The 15,274-nt window shown below is 65.1% G+C and carries 20 protein-coding genes and 1 other RNA gene; 13 read left to right on the plus strand and 8 right to left on the minus strand.

What is annotated here, in order from left to right; all coding sequences use genetic code 11:
• Position 1: 1 nt before the first annotated feature.
• A complete protein-coding gene (locus tag ADADO0_RS00205; RefSeq protein WP_511303031.1) occupies positions 2-598 on the minus strand; it encodes a shikimate kinase in 597 nt (198 codons plus the stop codon).
• Between the two features lie 148 nt (positions 599-746).
• On the opposite strand from ADADO0_RS00205, the gene ADADO0_RS00210 reads away from it, so the two are divergent.
• From ADADO0_RS00210 to ADADO0_RS00235, 6 genes are all read left to right on the plus strand, one after another.
• Entirely contained in the window at positions 747-890 is a 144-nt protein-coding gene (locus ADADO0_RS00210) for a histidine kinase (protein WP_511303032.1), read from the plus strand.
• Entirely contained in the window at positions 887-1,810 is a 924-nt protein-coding gene (locus tag ADADO0_RS00215) for a site-specific tyrosine recombinase XerD (protein ID WP_511303033.1), read from the plus strand. Before ADADO0_RS00210 ends, ADADO0_RS00215 begins: the two co-directional genes overlap by 4 nt.
• A gap of 53 nt (positions 1,811-1,863) precedes the next feature.
• Positions 1,864-2,222, plus strand: a transfer-messenger RNA (tmRNA) gene (ssrA, locus tag ADADO0_RS00220).
• Between the two features lie 124 nt (positions 2,223-2,346).
• Positions 2,347-2,958: an SspB family protein gene (locus tag ADADO0_RS00225; RefSeq protein WP_511303034.1), complete on the plus strand. Its 612-nt coding sequence runs from the start codon at positions 2,347-2,349 to the stop codon at positions 2,956-2,958.
• Between the two features lie 38 nt (positions 2,959-2,996).
• Positions 2,997-4,268 (plus strand): flavin monoamine oxidase family protein, encoded by a 1,272-nt coding sequence (locus tag ADADO0_RS00230; RefSeq protein WP_511303036.1) that lies wholly within the window; start codon positions 2,997-2,999, stop codon positions 4,266-4,268.
• Positions 4,268-4,798, plus strand: a complete 531-nt coding sequence (locus ADADO0_RS00235; RefSeq protein WP_511303038.1) for a dihydrofolate reductase — start codon at positions 4,268-4,270, stop codon at positions 4,796-4,798. The genes ADADO0_RS00230 and ADADO0_RS00235 overlap by 1 nt, the downstream gene beginning before the upstream one ends.
• Here ADADO0_RS00235 and mscL read toward each other — a convergent pair.
• Complete coding sequence (mscL, locus tag ADADO0_RS00240) at positions 4,787-5,212, minus strand: large conductance mechanosensitive channel protein MscL (RefSeq protein WP_511303040.1); 426 nt, start codon at positions 5,210-5,212, stop codon at positions 4,787-4,789. The genes ADADO0_RS00235 and mscL overlap by 12 nt on opposite strands.
• Positions 5,213-5,491: 279 nt before the next feature.
• On the opposite strand from mscL, the gene fabA reads away from it, so the two are divergent.
• The 4 genes from fabA to ADADO0_RS00260 all read left to right on the plus strand — a co-directional run bounded on the left by fabA (position 5,492) and on the right by ADADO0_RS00260 (position 9,151).
• Positions 5,492-6,022 carry a 3-hydroxyacyl-[acyl-carrier-protein] dehydratase FabA gene (gene fabA, locus ADADO0_RS00245; RefSeq protein WP_511303041.1) on the plus strand — a complete coding sequence of 177 codons (531 nt, stop codon included), beginning with the start codon at positions 5,492-5,494 and terminating at the stop codon, positions 6,020-6,022.
• A gap of 66 nt (positions 6,023-6,088) precedes the next feature.
• Complete coding sequence (fabB, locus tag ADADO0_RS00250) at positions 6,089-7,306, plus strand: beta-ketoacyl-ACP synthase I (protein ID WP_511303042.1); 1,218 nt, start codon at positions 6,089-6,091, stop codon at positions 7,304-7,306.
• A gap of 111 nt (positions 7,307-7,417) precedes the next feature.
• Positions 7,418-8,266 carry an enoyl-ACP reductase FabI gene (gene fabI, locus ADADO0_RS00255; RefSeq protein WP_511303043.1) on the plus strand — a complete coding sequence of 283 codons (849 nt, stop codon included), beginning with the start codon at positions 7,418-7,420 and terminating at the stop codon, positions 8,264-8,266.
• Between the two features lie 108 nt (positions 8,267-8,374).
• Entirely contained in the window at positions 8,375-9,151 is a 777-nt protein-coding gene (locus tag ADADO0_RS00260; RefSeq protein ID WP_511303044.1) for a bestrophin-like domain, read from the plus strand.
• A 10-nt stretch (positions 9,152-9,161) separates the two neighbouring features.
• Here the strand turns inward: ADADO0_RS00260 and ADADO0_RS00265 are convergent, their stop codons facing one another.
• Positions 9,162-9,698 carry a chromate transporter gene (locus ADADO0_RS00265; protein WP_511303045.1) on the minus strand — a complete coding sequence of 179 codons (537 nt, stop codon included), beginning with the start codon at positions 9,696-9,698 and terminating at the stop codon, positions 9,162-9,164.
• A 15-nt stretch (positions 9,699-9,713) separates the two neighbouring features.
• Positions 9,714-10,256, minus strand: coding sequence for a chromate transporter (locus tag ADADO0_RS00270; protein ID WP_511303046.1), 543 nt, complete (start codon positions 10,254-10,256; stop codon positions 9,714-9,716).
• A 269-nt stretch (positions 10,257-10,525) separates the two neighbouring features.
• On the opposite strand from ADADO0_RS00270, the gene ADADO0_RS00275 reads away from it, so the two are divergent.
• Positions 10,526-11,299, plus strand: a complete 774-nt coding sequence (locus ADADO0_RS00275; RefSeq protein WP_511303047.1) for a bestrophin-like domain — start codon at positions 10,526-10,528, stop codon at positions 11,297-11,299.
• A gap of 13 nt (positions 11,300-11,312) precedes the next feature.
• On the opposite strand, the gene croR is transcribed toward ADADO0_RS00275, so the two are convergent.
• Positions 11,313-11,771, minus strand: a complete 459-nt coding sequence (croR, locus tag ADADO0_RS00280; protein ID WP_511303048.1) for a 3-hydroxybutyryl-CoA dehydratase — start codon at positions 11,769-11,771, stop codon at positions 11,313-11,315.
• 215 nt (positions 11,772-11,986) lie between these two features.
• On the opposite strand from croR, the gene ADADO0_RS00285 reads away from it, so the two are divergent.
• Positions 11,987-12,436 (plus strand): YbjN domain-containing protein, encoded by a 450-nt coding sequence (locus tag ADADO0_RS00285; RefSeq protein WP_511303049.1) that lies wholly within the window; start codon positions 11,987-11,989, stop codon positions 12,434-12,436.
• A 105-nt stretch (positions 12,437-12,541) separates the two neighbouring features.
• On the opposite strand, the gene ADADO0_RS00290 is transcribed toward ADADO0_RS00285, so the two are convergent.
• The 3 genes from ADADO0_RS00290 to ADADO0_RS00300 all read right to left on the minus strand — a co-directional run bounded on the left by ADADO0_RS00290 (position 12,542) and on the right by ADADO0_RS00300 (position 14,472).
• A complete protein-coding gene (locus ADADO0_RS00290; protein ID WP_511303050.1) occupies positions 12,542-13,147 on the minus strand; it encodes an OmpA family protein in 606 nt (201 codons plus the stop codon).
• Positions 13,148-13,188: 41 nt separating this feature from the next.
• Positions 13,189-13,608 carry a hypothetical protein gene (locus ADADO0_RS00295; protein WP_511303051.1) on the minus strand — a complete coding sequence of 140 codons (420 nt, stop codon included), beginning with the start codon at positions 13,606-13,608 and terminating at the stop codon, positions 13,189-13,191.
• Positions 13,609-13,737: 129 nt separating this feature from the next.
• The gene (locus ADADO0_RS00300; protein WP_511303052.1) at positions 13,738-14,472 is read right to left on the minus strand and encodes a dienelactone hydrolase family protein; all 735 of its coding nucleotides are present in this window, start codon (positions 14,470-14,472) and stop codon (positions 13,738-13,740) included.
• 436 nt (positions 14,473-14,908) lie between these two features.
• Between ADADO0_RS00300 and rimP the strand changes: the two genes are divergently transcribed.
• Positions 14,909-15,274 (plus strand): ribosome maturation factor RimP (gene rimP, locus ADADO0_RS00305; protein WP_511303053.1); only part of this gene is annotated, 366 nt, incomplete at its 3' end.

Raw genomic sequence — 15,274 nt, forward strand, 5'->3', positions numbered from 1 at the left:
GTCAGAAATCCTGTGTGCGGGCGTCGAGATGGCGCGTCGCGGACGCGATCACCTCTTCCACCACGGTGTCGTGCAGCACGTCGCGGGAATCCACCGTCACGTCGGCGAGAGCATAGATGTGCTCGCGCGCCGCCAGCAGGGCCGCTAGCCGCTCGCCGGCGTCGCCGTGCGCCAGCAACGGGCGGTCATTGCGCTTCTTCACCCGCCGAAGCAGGGTCGCAAGATCCGCCCGCAGCCAGATGGAAATGCCGCCCGCCCGGACGGCGGCGCGGGTGTGCTCGTTCATGAAGGCGCCGCCGCCGGTGGCGACGATATTGGGCGCGCCTTGGATCAGGCGGGCCATCACCCGCTTTTCGCCCAGGCGGAATTCCGCCTCGCCACGGCTGGCGAAGATTTCCGGAATGGTCATCCCGGCGGCTGTCTCGATTTCGTCGTCGGCATCGAAGAATGGCAGGGCGAGGCGCTTGGCCAGCCTCCGCCCCACCGAGGATTTGCCCGCGCCGGGCATTCCGACAAGCACCAGAGCGCGCGTTCCCAGGCGCGTCCGCAGCGCCTCGGCTGCCGGGTCCCGTGCCTCGGTCGTGCCCTCGCCAACCACCTGTTCTTCCTTTCGCGGCCATCGGCCCGCAAATATGACGCATCGCCAGTAGCATCGCCCTCGCGAAGCGGCAATCCAGTTGAAAGCGTCGCCGCGTCATGCGACGTGTTTCCTAGGTCTGCGGACCTTTGATTCGGGCGAAATAAACGTGGCCAGCCTTATCCGTGTTCTCGTGGTAATCGCCATCGTCGCCGGTGGCGCCTACGGTGGCGCGTGGTATCTCGCTAACAAAATCCAGCCCATCTCCCGCGACGTGACCTTCACCGTTCCGAACGACAAGCTGAGCAAATGAGCGCGACAGGGCCGATCGCTCTGTTTCTCGACATGCAGGCGGTGGAACGGGGCGCGAGCCGCAACACGCTGGACGCCTATCGCCGCGACCTCGAAGACTTTTCAAGTTTTCTCGCCGGAGAGAGCCAGGCCGTGGTGACCGCCGGCACGCCGGCGCTGCGCGGATACCTCGCCGATCTCACCGCGCGCGGCTTTAAATCCACCACCGTGGCGCGCCGCCTGTCCGCCATGCGCCAGCTCTACCGCTTTCTCTATGCCGAAGGGCACAGGGGCGATGACCCGGCCGCTGTTCTGGAAGGCCCCAAGCGCGGCCGCCCACTGCCGAAAGTCATGACGGTGGAGGATGTGAATAGGCTCATAGAAACCGCCCATGCCCGTGCGTTGAGTGCCGAGAAGCCAGCGGAGCGCCTGCGGCGCCTGCGCACCGTGTGTTTGGTGGAAATGCTCTACGCCACCGGCTTGCGCATTTCCGAGCTGTCCGCGCTCCCCGCCAGCGCCGCGCGCACGCGCTCGGATGCCATCATCGTCACCGGCAAGGGCGGCAAGGAACGGCTCGTTCCGCTGGGCACCGCCGCCAAGGCCGCCATGGCAGCGTGGCTGGAGGCGCGCCGCGAAGCCGGGCTTGAGACCGCCAAATGGCTTTTCCCCTCTTCCGCCGAGGCGGGGCATGTGACGCGGCAGCATCTGGCGCGGGACTTGAAGGATCTGGCCCATGCCGCCGGCCTCGACCCGGCGTGCCTGTCGCCCCATGTGCTGCGCCACGCCTTCGCCAGCCACCTGCTGGCCCACGGAGCGGACCTGCGGATCGTCCAGACCCTGCTCGGCCATGCCGATATCTCCACCACGCAGATCTACACCCATGTGCTGGACGAGCGCCTCGCCGGTATGGTGCGCGATCTCCACCCGCTTTCGCGCGGGTAGGGGCAAGCGCGCGTCGAAGGCCTCGGGTCGAAACCGCCAGAAATCGCCGCGCGCCTCTTTCATCGCTGGCCCCACGCGCCTATATTCATAGAGCCGGCGCAAGCCGGATATGGCGATAAACGGTTGTCGTAATAAGCCTTTCGGACCCGGGGGCAGTACCCGGCGCCTCCACCAAAGCCCGCAGCCGTATGCGGCGGGCTCCGGCGGGGGCGAAATAGGATCGACGAGGGTGTAAAGGGCTTTCTTTTGCTCGGCATGGTTCCGCCGATATCGGGCCATCCTATAGTTGCGAATGACAACTATGCTCCGGTTGCAGTTGCCGCGTGAGCGGTAAAGGTACCGAAATAAAAGTCCTACCGGGTAGCACTGGCTAGGCGGGGTTCGGAGGCACCTGGCAACAGAAGCCTCCACTTCCTTTTGGGCCTGCCGGAACCGAAGGGAAGGGGGCTCACCTCCCTCTCCGTTCGATGGCGGGCTGTTTGCCTCCCGTGCGGCCGGAGCCGCCGGTGACCGGCATTATGGCTTCGCGGGCACACATGGCTTCGACCGACCAAATTCGATACGACCTCCTTGCGCAGGAAGCCCTGCGTGGCGTTGTGCGCCGCGTGATGGCCGATGTGATGCGCGATGGCCTGCCCGGCGACCATCATTTCTTCATTTCCTTCGACACGCGCGCGCCCGGCGTGCGCCTTTCGAATCGCATGCGCGAGAAGTATCCGGAGGAGATGACCATCATCCTCCAGCACCAGTTCTGGGATCTGAACGTCAGCGACACCGGCTTTGAAGTCGGCCTGTCGTTCGGCGGCATCCCCGAGCGGCTGCTTGTGCCGTTCTCGTCGCTGAAGGGTTTTTTCGATCCGTCCGTGAAATTCGGGCTGCAATTCGAGCTGGCCGAAGCCAGCGAGGAGCCGGCAGAGGCGCCGGTCGCAAAGCTGACGGCCGTCACCGATACGCCGAACGTGAGTACGATCTCTCCCGTGCGCCCGTTGGTGCGGGGCGCCGCCTCGGAGCCGTTCGTGGCCGCCGCCGCAACGGCGGAAGAGGGCAAGAGCGAGGGCGGCAAGAGCGAAGCCGCGGGCGAGGGCGAGGAGGCGCGGCCTTCCAGCGGCGCCGAAGTCGTGCGGCTCGACGTCTTCCGCAAGAAATAGCGCGGCATTCGTTCAGCGCTCTCTCTCAGGACGTTTCCATGTCAGGTGAATTTGATGTCGCCGTGGTCGGGGCCGGCGCGGCAGGCCTTGCCGCCGGCCTTGCCCTTCGGGATGCCGGCGCGCGCACCATCGTGCTGGAAGCCTCGGGGCGCACCGGCGGGCGCGCGTTCACCGACACCGACACGTTCGGGCAGCCCTGGGATCTCGGCTGCCATTGGCTGCACTCGGCAGATGTGAACCCGTTCGTGCCCATCGCCGACCGCCTGGGCATCGCCTATCGCGCGGTCGAGGCGCCGCTCTCGCGCAACATGTGGCTTGAGGATCGCTGGGCCGACAAGGCCGAGGCCGAAGCGGCCTATGAAACGGTGTGGGATGCCTTCGACGTGGTGAAGGCGGCGGGTGAGGCTGGCCGGGATCTCGCCGCCAGCGCGACCATGCCGGATACTGGCCGTTGGACGCAGCTGACGCGGCACTGGTTCGCCCTGATGACCGCGAGTTCCCCGGAGCAGGTTTCCAGCGTGGATTTCGCCGCCTATTCCGACACCGAGCATAATTGGCCGGTGCTCGATGGATATGGCGCGCTGGTGCGGACCTACGGCGCGGCCGCTCCGGTGATGCTGGATTGCCCGGTGTCCCGCATCGACTGGTCGGGGCCCCTGGTGCGGCTCGTGACCGCAAAGGGGGAGGTGTCGGCGCGCGCCGTCATCGTCACCGTCCCCACGGCGGTGATCGCTCAGGGTCGGCTCACCTTCACGCCCGACCTGCCGGCCGATCTCGGGGAGGCCTTCAGCGGCCTCACCCTGGGGGTGGCGGAGAAGGTCGCCATCGGTTTCGACAAGGATGTGTTCGGGTTTGCCGAGCGCACCGGCGTCAGCGTCCTCGCGCCGCCCGGCACCGACATGCCGGTGAATTTCCAGATCCTGCCCGGCACGGAGGGGGGCGCCGCCGCGCTCGCCATCGGCCATATGGCGGGCGATGCCGCCGCCGGCCTGGTCGCTGAAGGCGATGATGCGATGGCCGATGCGGTCCGCCGCGCCCTTATCCGGGCGTTCGGCGGCGACATCGTGCGCCACATCACCGATGTTCGCACCACCACCTGGGCCCGCGACCCGTTCATCGGCGGGGGGTATTCCTGCGCCCTGCCGGGCAAGGCGCATTTGCGGCCGCGTCTGCTGGAGCCGCTGGGAGAGCGCATCTTCTTCGCCGGCGAGGCGGTGTCGCTGCACGATTTCTCCACCTGCCACGGCGCCCACCTGTCGGGGTTGGCTGCGGCGCGGCGCAGTCTCGCGCTGCTGGATATGGCCGCCTGATGCCGCCGCTCGCCCATATCGTCGCGATCGCGGAAAACGGCGTCATCGGCCGCGCCCAGGCGCTGCCGTTTCGCCTGCCCTCCGATCTCAAGCGGTTCAAGGCTTTGACCTGGGGCAAGCCGATCCTCATGGGGCGGCAGACCTTTCTCTCCATCGGCCGGCCCCTGCCGGGGCGGATCTCCGTGGTGGTGAGCACGGACCCCGCCTTCACCCCGCCCGAGGGCGTGCGGGTGGCGCGCACCCTGTCGGCGGCGCTGGAGACGTGCGAAACCGCCATGGTGGAAATGGGCGCGGACGAGGTGATGGTGATCGGCGGCCGGCGGGTGTTCGCCGACACGCTTCCCTTCACGCGCACCGTCCATCTCACGCGCGTGCATCTGGAGCCCGAGGGCGATGTAACCCTACCGCCCTACGACCCCGCGCTGTGGCGCGAGACCGCCCGAGAAGGCCCGCTCCAGGGGCCGGGGGACGAAGCCCCGTTCACCTACATCACGCTGGAACGCGCGGCAGCCACCGCCTTAAACGCCTGAGGCTTTCTTCTCCGCCAGGAGGTCGCGGATTTCCTGCAGCAAGTCCTCGCTGCGGGTCGACTTGGCTTCGGGCTTCGCCGATTCCTTTATTTTCACGGTGTTGATGGCACGCACCACGAAGAACAGGATCCAGGCCACGATCAGGAAATTGATCGCCAGGGTCAGGAAGCGGCCATAGGCGATCACCGCACCCTGTTTGCGTGCATCCTCCAGGTTTTCCGCCGTCACCGTCGCGGACAGGGGAATGTAATGGTTGGAGAAATCCAGGCCGCCCGTGACCGCGCCGATCATCGGCATGAAGATGTCGGCCACCAGCGAGGTGACGATGCCGCCGAACGCGGCGCCGATGATCACACCCACTGCGAGGTCCACCACGTTGCCCTTCACGGCGAATTCGCGGAACTGCTTCAGCATGGCTTTCCTCTCCAGAGCATAGGGGGCATTGGCGGCACGAACGCCGCGCGGCATAGGGTGCCTTAACCGCAGGCACCATGCACCTGCCGGTGAATGCCCTTGGCCGGGAGATTTTCACCTCGCGTGCCCCACCGTGACGCTTTCATGACTTTGAGCAGGCCGATGCCTATGTTAGGGAGTGCCGCGTCCGGTAACGGGCACCATCAGAGACTTGGCGTGTCAGGCCCTCGGTGGAACGAAAATCAGCCCCCTAAGGGCAGCATGGCGATACCACCCAGAATGGCCGACCGGCAGAGCAGTTTCGAGTATGAAGATCTCCTCGCTTGCGGGCGTGGCGAGCTTTTCGGCCCCGGCAACGCGCAATTGCCGCTGCCTCCCATGCTCATGTTCGACCGCATTTCGGAGATTTCCGAGACCGGCGGCGAATACGGCAAGGGGATGGTTCGCGCCGAACTGACCGTGAATCCGGAGCTGTGGTTCTTCGATTGCCACTTCAAGGGTGATCCGGTGATGCCGGGCTGCCTGGGGCTCGATGCCATGTGGCAGATGGTGGGCTTCTACCTTGGGTGGCTCGGCTCCCCCGGACGCGGACGGGCACTCGGTCTCGGCGAACTCAAGTTCTCCGGCCAGGTGCTGCCGAACGTGCAGAAAGTGGTCTATGGCGTGGACTTCAAGCGCGTCATGCGCTCGAAACTGGTGCTCGGCATCGCCGACGGCTGGTTGTCCGCCGATGGAGAGATTATCTATCGCGCCAAGGACCTGAAGGTCGGCCTGTTCCAGACGGATGCCGCGCCCGCAACGGGCGGCTGAAGCGGAGCGGACAAGGGGCTGCCATCATTGGCGGCCAGGGTGGGTTTTTTACCGGAGGAAGGTGACATGCGGCGCGTCGTCGTCACCGGGATGGGTATCGTCTCGTCCATTGGCAATTCCACGCAGGAGGTGCTTGCCAGCCTGCACGAGGCCAAGAGCGGCATTACGTTTTCGGACGAATATGCCAAGCTCGGCTTCCGCTCGCAGGTGTTTGGCGCACCCAGCCTGCATGCCGAGGATGTGGTGGACCGCCGGGCCATGCGCTTCCACGGCGGCGGCACAGCCTGGAACCATGTCGCCATGGACCAGGCGATTCGCGATGCCGGCCTTGAGCCGGATGAGATTTCCAACGAGCGCACCGGCCTGGTGATGGGCTCGGGCGGCTCGTCCACCAAGACCATCGTCGAGGCGGCGGATATCACCCGCACCAAAGGGCCGAAGCGCGTCGGGCCGTTCGCGGTGCCCAAGGCCATGGCCTCCACGGCCTCGGCCACGCTTTCCACCTGGTTCAAGATCAAGGGCCTGAGCTATTCCATCTCGGCCGCCTGCGCGACCACCAACATCTGCATCGGCAACGCCTATGAGCAGATCCTGTACGGCAAGCAGGATCGCGTGTTCGCTGGCGGCTGCGAGGATCTGGACTGGACGCTCTCGGTGCTGTTCGACGGCATGGGCGCCATGTCCTCCAATTATAATGACCGACCGGCGGTCGCATCCCGCGCCTATGACAAGGACCGCGATGGCTTCGTCATCTCCGGCGGCGCTGGTGTGCTGGTGCTTGAGGAGCTTGAAGTCGCCAAGGCGCGCGGCGCCCGCATCTATGCGGAAATCGCCGGTTATGGCGTCTCCTCCGACGGTGCCGACATGGTTGCGCCCTCGGGAGAAGGCGCGGCGCGGGCCATGAGGCTGGCGATCGCGGACATCAAAGCGCCGATCGACTACATCAACCCCCACGCCACCTCGACGCCGATCGGCGATCTCAAGGAGATCGAGGCGATTCGCGCGGTGTTCGGCTCCGCCTGCCCGCCGATTTCGGGCACCAAGTCGCTGACCGGCCATTCCCAGGGTGCGACCGGTGTGCACGAGGCGATCTATTCCATTTTGATGATGCAGAACGGCTTCATCACCAAGAGCGCCCATATCGACGAGATCGATCCCGCGTTCGCGGACATGCCGATCGTGCGCGAGCGCATCGACAATGCCTCGCTCGGGCATGTGCTTTCAAACGGCTTCGGCTTCGGCGGGGCCAATGCCTGCCTGGTGCTGAAGCATCTGGACGCCTGACGCCAGGACGCCGCACGCGTACGATCCGTCACCAATCGTGACTTCTGCGCGGTGGCATGGTGCGGGAAGGTCTGCTATCGCCGCGTGAGGCTGGTACGAAGGATAGTCGGCATGCGGGATGTCATGAAGGGCAAGCGCGGCCTGGTGATGGGCGTCGCAAACGACCATTCCATCGCCTGGGGCATCGCCAAGACCCTCGCCGCCCAGGGCGCCGAGCTTGCGTTTACCTATCAGGGCGACGGCATGGCTAAGCGTGTCCGCCCCTTGGCGGAGAGCCTCAACGCCCCGTTGGTTCTGCCGTGCGATGTGGAAGACCTCGCCAGCGTGGATGAGGTCTTTCGCCGGCTCAAGGACGCCTGGGGCACCATCGATTTCCTGGTGCACGCGGTCGCCTTCTCGGACAAGACCGAGCTGAAGGGCCGTTACGCCGACACGACTCGCGAGAATTTTTCGCGCACCATGGTCATCTCCTGCTTCTCCTTCACGGAGGTGGCCAAGCGCGCCGCCGCCATGATGTCGTCCGGCGGTTCGATAATCACGCTGACCTATGGCGGCTCCACCCGCGTCATGCCGAATTATAACGTCATGGGTGTCGCCAAGGCGGCGCTCGAGGCGAGCGTGCGCTATCTCGCGGCCGATTTCGGCCCGGCGGGCATTCGCGTGAACACCATTTCCGCTGGCCCGGTCCGCACCCTAGCGGGTGCAGGCATCGCCGACGCGCGGCTGATGTTCAACTACCAGAAGCGCCATGCGCCGCTGCGGCGCACTGTGAGCATCGAGGAAGTGGGCGGCTCGGCGCTGTACCTGCTCTCCGACCTGTCGCTCGGTGTCACCGGTGAGGTGCATTTCGTGGATTCCGGCTACAACATCATCGCCATGCCGCATCCCGACGTGCTGAAGACCCAGGAAGACGCCGAGGCCAAGCTCGCCCACGACGACGTGCCCTCCGCCGCCGAGTGATCCGCACGCCGCGCTGCCCCTGGAGTAACCCCTCGTCACACTCGATCCGGGCGGTACCCTGGTCTAGAGTTCAGCCGACCTTAGTCGAACGCGTGGGGTGGAGCGGTCATGGACGCCTGGACGGTTGCCATCATCGCCTTCGCCAGCATGGTCATCTGCGGGATGGCGACCTTGCTGGGCGCAAGATACCTGCCGCCCAAATACATTTCCGAACCGAGCCGCGAGTCGGTCAAGCCGATCGTTCGCATGATCGCGACGGTCACGGCCCTGATCCTCGGGCTGATGGTCAGCTCGATCCGCGCCAATTACGGCGAAGCGGGCGACGATGTGCAGAAGTACGGCGTCGCGATCCTCGCCGCCGATCTCGAACTGCGGCATTTCGGGGAGCAAGCGTGCGATGCGCGGGCGCTTTTGCAGAAATACGCGCGCGGTGTGGTGCGGGACACCTGGGGCGGCGGGCCCGAACTTGCGGGCGAGCGGGTGGAAGGGGAGACAGCCGCGCTGCTGTTCAAGCTGGACGATGTGGTGCGCGGGCTCGATTCAACCGACCCCAAACAGGTCCGCAACCAGAACAGCGTGATCGCGAGCATCCATCAGCTCATCGAGCATCGCTGGAAAGTGTCTGGCGACGCCAACAGCCGGATTCCCTCGCTGTTTCTGACCATCGTGATCTGCTGTCTGGCCTTGATCTTCGGATTCTTCGGCCTGTTCGCACCGCTCAATCCTGTCACGGTGGCGGCGATGGTGCTGGCGCCGCTGTGCATCGCGGCGACACTGTTCCTGGGTGTCGAACTGGGCGAGCCGTTTGCCGGCCGCATGCAGATTTCGCCCGAGCCTATACTCGATGTGCTCCGCTACATGGAGCACGATCCCTGCCGGACATAGGCCGGCGGGGTCACACGAAGCCGACGCCGCCCATGAGGATGAAGGCACTCGCGCCGCCGGCGAGCAGCCAGAGCGGGTTGATCCGGCTCAGCATCAGCGCGGCCGTCGAGGCGAGGGCGATGAGGATGGCCACCCAGCCGCCTTCCAGGGCCTCAAGCAGCACATAGACCGCCGCCAGGATCATGCCCGCAGCCACCGGCCTCAGCCCGGCTTCCATGGCGCGAATCCAGCGCGCACCCTCATAACGCGACCAGACATGGGCGATGCCGTAGATCAGGAATGCAGTAGGGCCGAACATGGCAAGGCTCGCCACCACCGCGCCGGCGAAGCCCGCCACCTGCCAGCCGATCAGCGTCGCCAATAGCGCGCCGGGACCCGGCGCCATGCGGGAAATGGCGAAGGCGTCCAGGAACTGGGCCTGGGTCATCCAATGGTGCACATCCACCACCTGGCGCTGGATGTCCGCAATCACGCTTTGCCCGCCGCCGATGGTCACGAGCGACAGGGGCGCGAACACCAGTACGAGGTTCCAAAGGACGGTGAGCATTGCCGGCGGCCCGGATCAGGACGTGACATAGGCAACGGCGACGCTCACCAGCCCGGCGCCGATCACGGTCCACACCAGGGACAGATGGAACACGCCGATGCCGAGGAAGACCGCCAGGACCACCACGAGCGGGAACACCTTGCGCGGCACCCGGCGGGCCGCCGTGAGGCCCATGGACAGCGAGAGCCCCACCGCCGCTGCGGCTGCGCCGTTGAGCGCCAGATGCGTGATGGGATATTTCGCGACCGCGGAAATCGCGACCGCAAGCAGCACCACGACGATCGCCGCCGGCACGATGATGCCGAGGAAACTGGCAATGGCGCCGGTGCGCCCGCTCAACCGGTAGCCGATCCAGATCGCCATGTTGGAAACGTTGATGCCGGGCATGGCTTGCGAGACGGCGAGGCCGTTGAGGAAATCCTCCTCGCTCATCAATTTCCGGTCCTGCACGAACTCCCGCAGGAACCAGCCGCTGAGCCCGCCGCCGAAACTGGTCAGCCCGATGCGGCTGAAGATCAGGAACAATTGCAGGGGGCTGGGTGCTGGCTGGTCCTGCATGATCCATCCTTCGAGGCCGCGCACGCGGCCCGCAGAGGCCCGTCTAGATCATGATTATCCGCCCCACTGCAACTGTGTGTGTGTGCAGCGCGCAAAATTAAATGAGGCTCTCCCATGGGCAGGTACTTCTCGCCAGCCGGGGCTTGGCCAGAGATGACCTTTTAAGACATGCAAACAATGTTTTACCGAGCGGCACGGGGAGATACGGCCTTGCCTTCCGCACCCACCCAAGTACGGTGTCGCCCGCCGGGGGCACGGGGGAAAACAAGATGAATTCATGGACGGTCGCGGGAATCTCCTTCGTCGCCATGTTCGGCGGCTGTCTGATTGCCGTCTTTGTCGCGCGGCGTCTCGGCGACCATCACGTTTCCAAGGAAACGCAGGACACCGTGAAGCTCGGCGTGGGCATGGTGGCCGCAATGGCCTCGCTCATCCTTGGCCTCATGACGGCCTCGGTGAAGGGGAACTTCGATTCCACCGACAAGGACGTGCACACCTACGCCCTGAACATCCTCTCGCTGGCGAACGATTTCGGCCATTACGGGCCGGAGGCATGTCCCGCCCAGACCTTGCTGGGTCAGTATGTACATTCCGTGCTCACCGAGACCTGGGGCATCGGTCATTACGGGGAGAATAAGGAACCTCAGCCCAATTCCGAGCAGCTTCTTATAAAGCTCGACAACGCCATTCGCGCCTGGGCCCCAGCGACGGATCTTCAGAAAGAGACGCGCAGCGCCACCTTGTCCGATTTTCGCTCGATCCTCACCACGCGATGGACGGTGAGCCAAGAATCTGTCGCCGCCGTGCCGACGGCCTTCATCGTGGTTCTGATTTTCTGGCTTGCGCTGATCTTCATGAGCTTCGGACTGTTCGCGCCGCCCAATGCTGTGGTGCTGCTCTCCTTCTTCCTGTGCGCGGCGTCGATTTCCGGCGCGTTGTTCCTCATCATGGAGATGAGCGGGCCGTTCGACGGCCTGATCGCCGTGCAGTCACAGCCGATGGAGCAGGTGCTGGGGTTCATCCGCGAGAACAAGTGCAAATAAGGGCAGCAGGACCTCAGGCCCCCAGCGGGTTCTGGGTGTTCTCCGCGCGGGTCGGCACCTTGATCCAGGCTTCTCCATCGAGCACCACCTCGCCATCCACCGAACAGGTGCAGGCGAGGCGTGCGCGCCGCCGCTCCGGCAGCAGCTCCGCCACTTCCACCCGCACCACCACCACATCGCCGATCTTCACCGGGGCGCGGAAGTTGAGCGTTTGGGAAATGTAGATGGCGCCCGGCCCCGGCAGGCGGGTGCCGAGAACAGCGGAGATCAGGCTCGCGGTATAAAGCCCGTGGGCGATGCGGTGGCCGAACGGCGTCTTCGCGGCGAAATGCTCCGACAGATGGATCGGATTGCGGTCGCCGGTGACTTCGGCGAAGCCCACCACGTCCGACGAGGAAATCGTCTTTCGCAATTCCTCGGCGAGGCCGACGGACAGATCCTCGAAATACAGAACGCGAAGTTCGGGCAGCATCGAGGCACTCCTGTGTGGCGATGCCCGCATAAGCCTTGATCAGGTAGATTGTTCAAGATGGTCGAAGGGGTAAGTTTAGAGCAGCGATCCTGCCCCACTTGGGCTGGTTTACAGGCTTTCCCACCGCTTGTAGGTTGCGCCTGCAAATTTGCCGCCAGTGAGCGGCCTCCGCGGGGGACGGCCAAGTGCGGCCGCAGCGGTATCAGGAGACGTCTATGAAGGGTCTGGTTCAGAAGGTCACGGCCGACGAGATCGCCACCATATTGATCGACAAGGGTTTCCGCGCTGAAAAGGTGGAATGGGTCGGCGGTCGCGAGGCGTTGCGCAGCGCCGCGAGCGGCATCTCGTTCAACGTCGTGATGGGCAATGGCGCGAACGGCGTCTACCACGACTTCACCTATTTCGTGAGCTTCCGGCTTGAAGGCCTCGACCTCCTGGAGGTCTGCACCGGGTGGAATCAGGCCCGTCGCTTCGCTCGCCTGCACACCCGCGACGGTCTCCTGAACATGGAGATGGACGTCATGCTCGGCACCGGTGTCGACAAGGGCTATATCGCGGTGACGACAGAGTTGTGGAACCAGTTGCTCAACGAGCTTCTCGCTTCGCTGCGCGAGATGGCAGCGAAGCTGCCCGGCGCTAACGAAACCGCAGCGGCCGTGAACTGAAAAAGCCGCGCTGAAATCTCGGCGCGGCTTTTTCACGATGGGATGAATTGACCCTCCCCGCTGCGGGGAGGGTCTTGTTTTATGGACAGCCCAGCGGGCTGAGGATCAGCGGATCGGAGCCGGCGGCGGGCCCATGCGGCCGACCGTGAAGATCTGCACGCGGCGGTTGATGGCGCCGGTGGGGTTCTTCGTGTCGATCAGAACTTCTTCGCCGAGGCCGACAGCTTCGAGCCGCGCCGGATTGACGTTGAAGGTGGTCGACAACGCCTTCACCACCGCGTCAGCGCGCGCCTGGCTGAGCTTCAGGTTGTAGTCACGCGGGCCGGTCACGTCGGTGTTGCCGGTCACGATGAACTTGTAGCCCTGCAGGATCGGGTTATGCATCGCGTCTGCGATGGAGCCGATGGTCCCGTAGGACGAGGGGTCGATGATCGCCGAGTTCAGGCGGAACTGAATCTGCACGTTGATCTGCGGCAGCTTATCGAGGTTCAGCGCCAGCGTGGGGCGGGTGAGCGCCTCGCCTGGATACTGAGCGATATGCTGCTGCACCTGGTCGCGCATCTGCTGCGCGGTGATGGTCGGTGCATTGTCCGTGAGGCCCTGGAGGCCTTGGAGGATCTGTGAGTTGTTGAGCGCAGTCTGCGCGAAAGCGGGGGTGCCGGCGAGCGCGAGCGAAGCCGCCAGCGCGAAGCGGATCAGAGGCGACGTCATGTCGGTCGTCCTTCCTTTAGCGTTTCGGGATGTGGCGGAAATCAACGAAAACCAGCGTCAGTGATGGCCTGATTACAGGGCGCGCTCACCGCGTTGGAAGCCTTCAGCAGGCAGGAGAGGAGGTTGCCGTCCTCGGGGATCATGCCCTGGCAGAGGCGGTAGGCATCTGCATTGCAGGTCTTGTAGATCGTGGTCTGCGCGGCGACGCGCTTGGCGATCGACGCGATGGCCGTCGCGTAGTCCTTCTGGCACTGGGCGCTCACCTTCGAGATGTTCGCGTTCATGCAATCCAGAAGCTCGCCGCCGCCGAGATTGGTGTTCGCGCACAGCTTGGTGATGTCCTTGCCGCAGCTCTTGGCGATCAGCGAGCCGGCTTGGCCGTAGCTGATGGTCTGCGCGTCAGCCGCCGCGGCCGTGCAGGCCAGTGCGGCAGCAGCCAGCAGAATTCGAATGCCCCTCATAATGTCCTCCCTCTCCCATGGAGAAGAGAGCCTTAGCAGACGGCGTTTCCAGGTCAAAGCTTTGCCGGACCGGAAAACCGGTCCCGGCTGAAAGTTTCAGGGGGCGGTCTGTCGCTTCCGTTGCAGCTGTCAGAGGGTTTCCCCGAACAGTGTGAGCAGGCGCGTCCAGTGCCGCTCCGCGCCCGCCGCGTCGAACACCCGATGGTCGGGAACCGCCCATCCATGGGCCATGCCGGCGTAATTTTCCAGAATATGGTCCACCTCTGCCGCCCGGAGCGCCTGGGCGAGACGGGCCGACTGTTCGGGCGGGAAGGAGTTGTCCACGCTCGCGCCGCCCACATAGACCCGCCCCTTGATGTCGGCTGCGCGCAGGTGCGGGCTGTCGGGCGCGTCCGAGGCGAGGTTGCCGCCATGGAAGCTCGCCGCCGCCGCGATGCGCTCGGGATAGGCCGCAGCGGCGGTGATCGCGCGGGCCCCGCCGAAGCAATACCCCACCGTTCCGATCCGCCCGCTCGCTCCGGCCTCGGTGAGGGTTTCGATGAATGCTGCACCGTCGCGCTCGGTGAACGCCTGGGGCGTCCCGGCCATCAATCCGCGCAGCCGCTTGCCGGTCTCCTCGTTCGCGAACGCGGTCTTGGCGTCGAACGGCCCATGGTCGGGCACGCGATAGTAAAGGTCCGGCACCAGCACGTAATAGCCGTTCTCCGCCAGCCGGGTGGCCATGTCCTCCAGCGCCGGGCGCAGTCCGAAGGCGTCCATGTAGAGAATGACGCCGGGATGGCTGGCGAGCGGCTGGGCCGGTGTGGCGAGCCCCGCATTGCAGGTGCCGTCCTGGGTGGTGAGGGAGATCTGCTGGTATGGCATGGGGGGAGTTCCGTTGATCTGGCGTCTGCCGCTTCTGAGAGCGTTGTGCCAGCAGGTCCCCACAGTCCGCAAGGCGCATGCCGAGCCTTGGAAGCCGCAAAGGGGATGGCAGTTCCAGAACCTCCGGCCACATGCGAATCACGCGTGAGACGGCACCCTTGCATCCCGCGTCATTCGGCGTATAGTTCGCGCCATCCCTAATGGGGATACCTCAGAGCCATCGTAGTTGAAGGTGATGAGAGTGGGGCCCTCCCGGGACCCGCTCCTTTTCCGCTTATGCGGCACTTGCCCGGAAACGGCGTATGCCCATTTGTGGACCCGGCCTCTGCCGCTCACGCACCGCACATCGGCGCGGATGAGGAGCAAGACGAAGGTAGATTGAGATTAACGGGTGTCCCGGCCATGGCCCGGCACCTCCAGACCGTCCCGGAGGGACATGACCGACCCGATCGACGCCAAGGCCGCGAACACCATTAAGGCCCCCGAGGTTTCTGTCCAGAGCGCCGCACAGGTGCCGGACAGCGACCCCCGCGAACCCCGTCTCATTACCGAGACCGGGGTGTCGGCACGCATTGCCGCGATCGCGGAGCCGGTGCTGGCGGACCTGGGATACCGGCTGGTGCGCGCCAAGGTGTCGAGCCGCGATGGCGGTACCGTGCAGATCATGGCCGAGCGCCCCGACGGCTCCATGACCATCGATGATTGCGAGACCGTCTCCCGCGCCTTGTCCCCGGTGCTTGATGTGGAGGATCCAGTCGCGGGCGCCTATCGCCTTGAACTTTCCTCCCCTGGCATCGACCGG

Source organism: Aquabacter sp. (assembly GCF_965279295.1).
Classification (GTDB): Bacteria; Pseudomonadota; Alphaproteobacteria; order Rhizobiales; family Xanthobacteraceae; genus Aquabacter.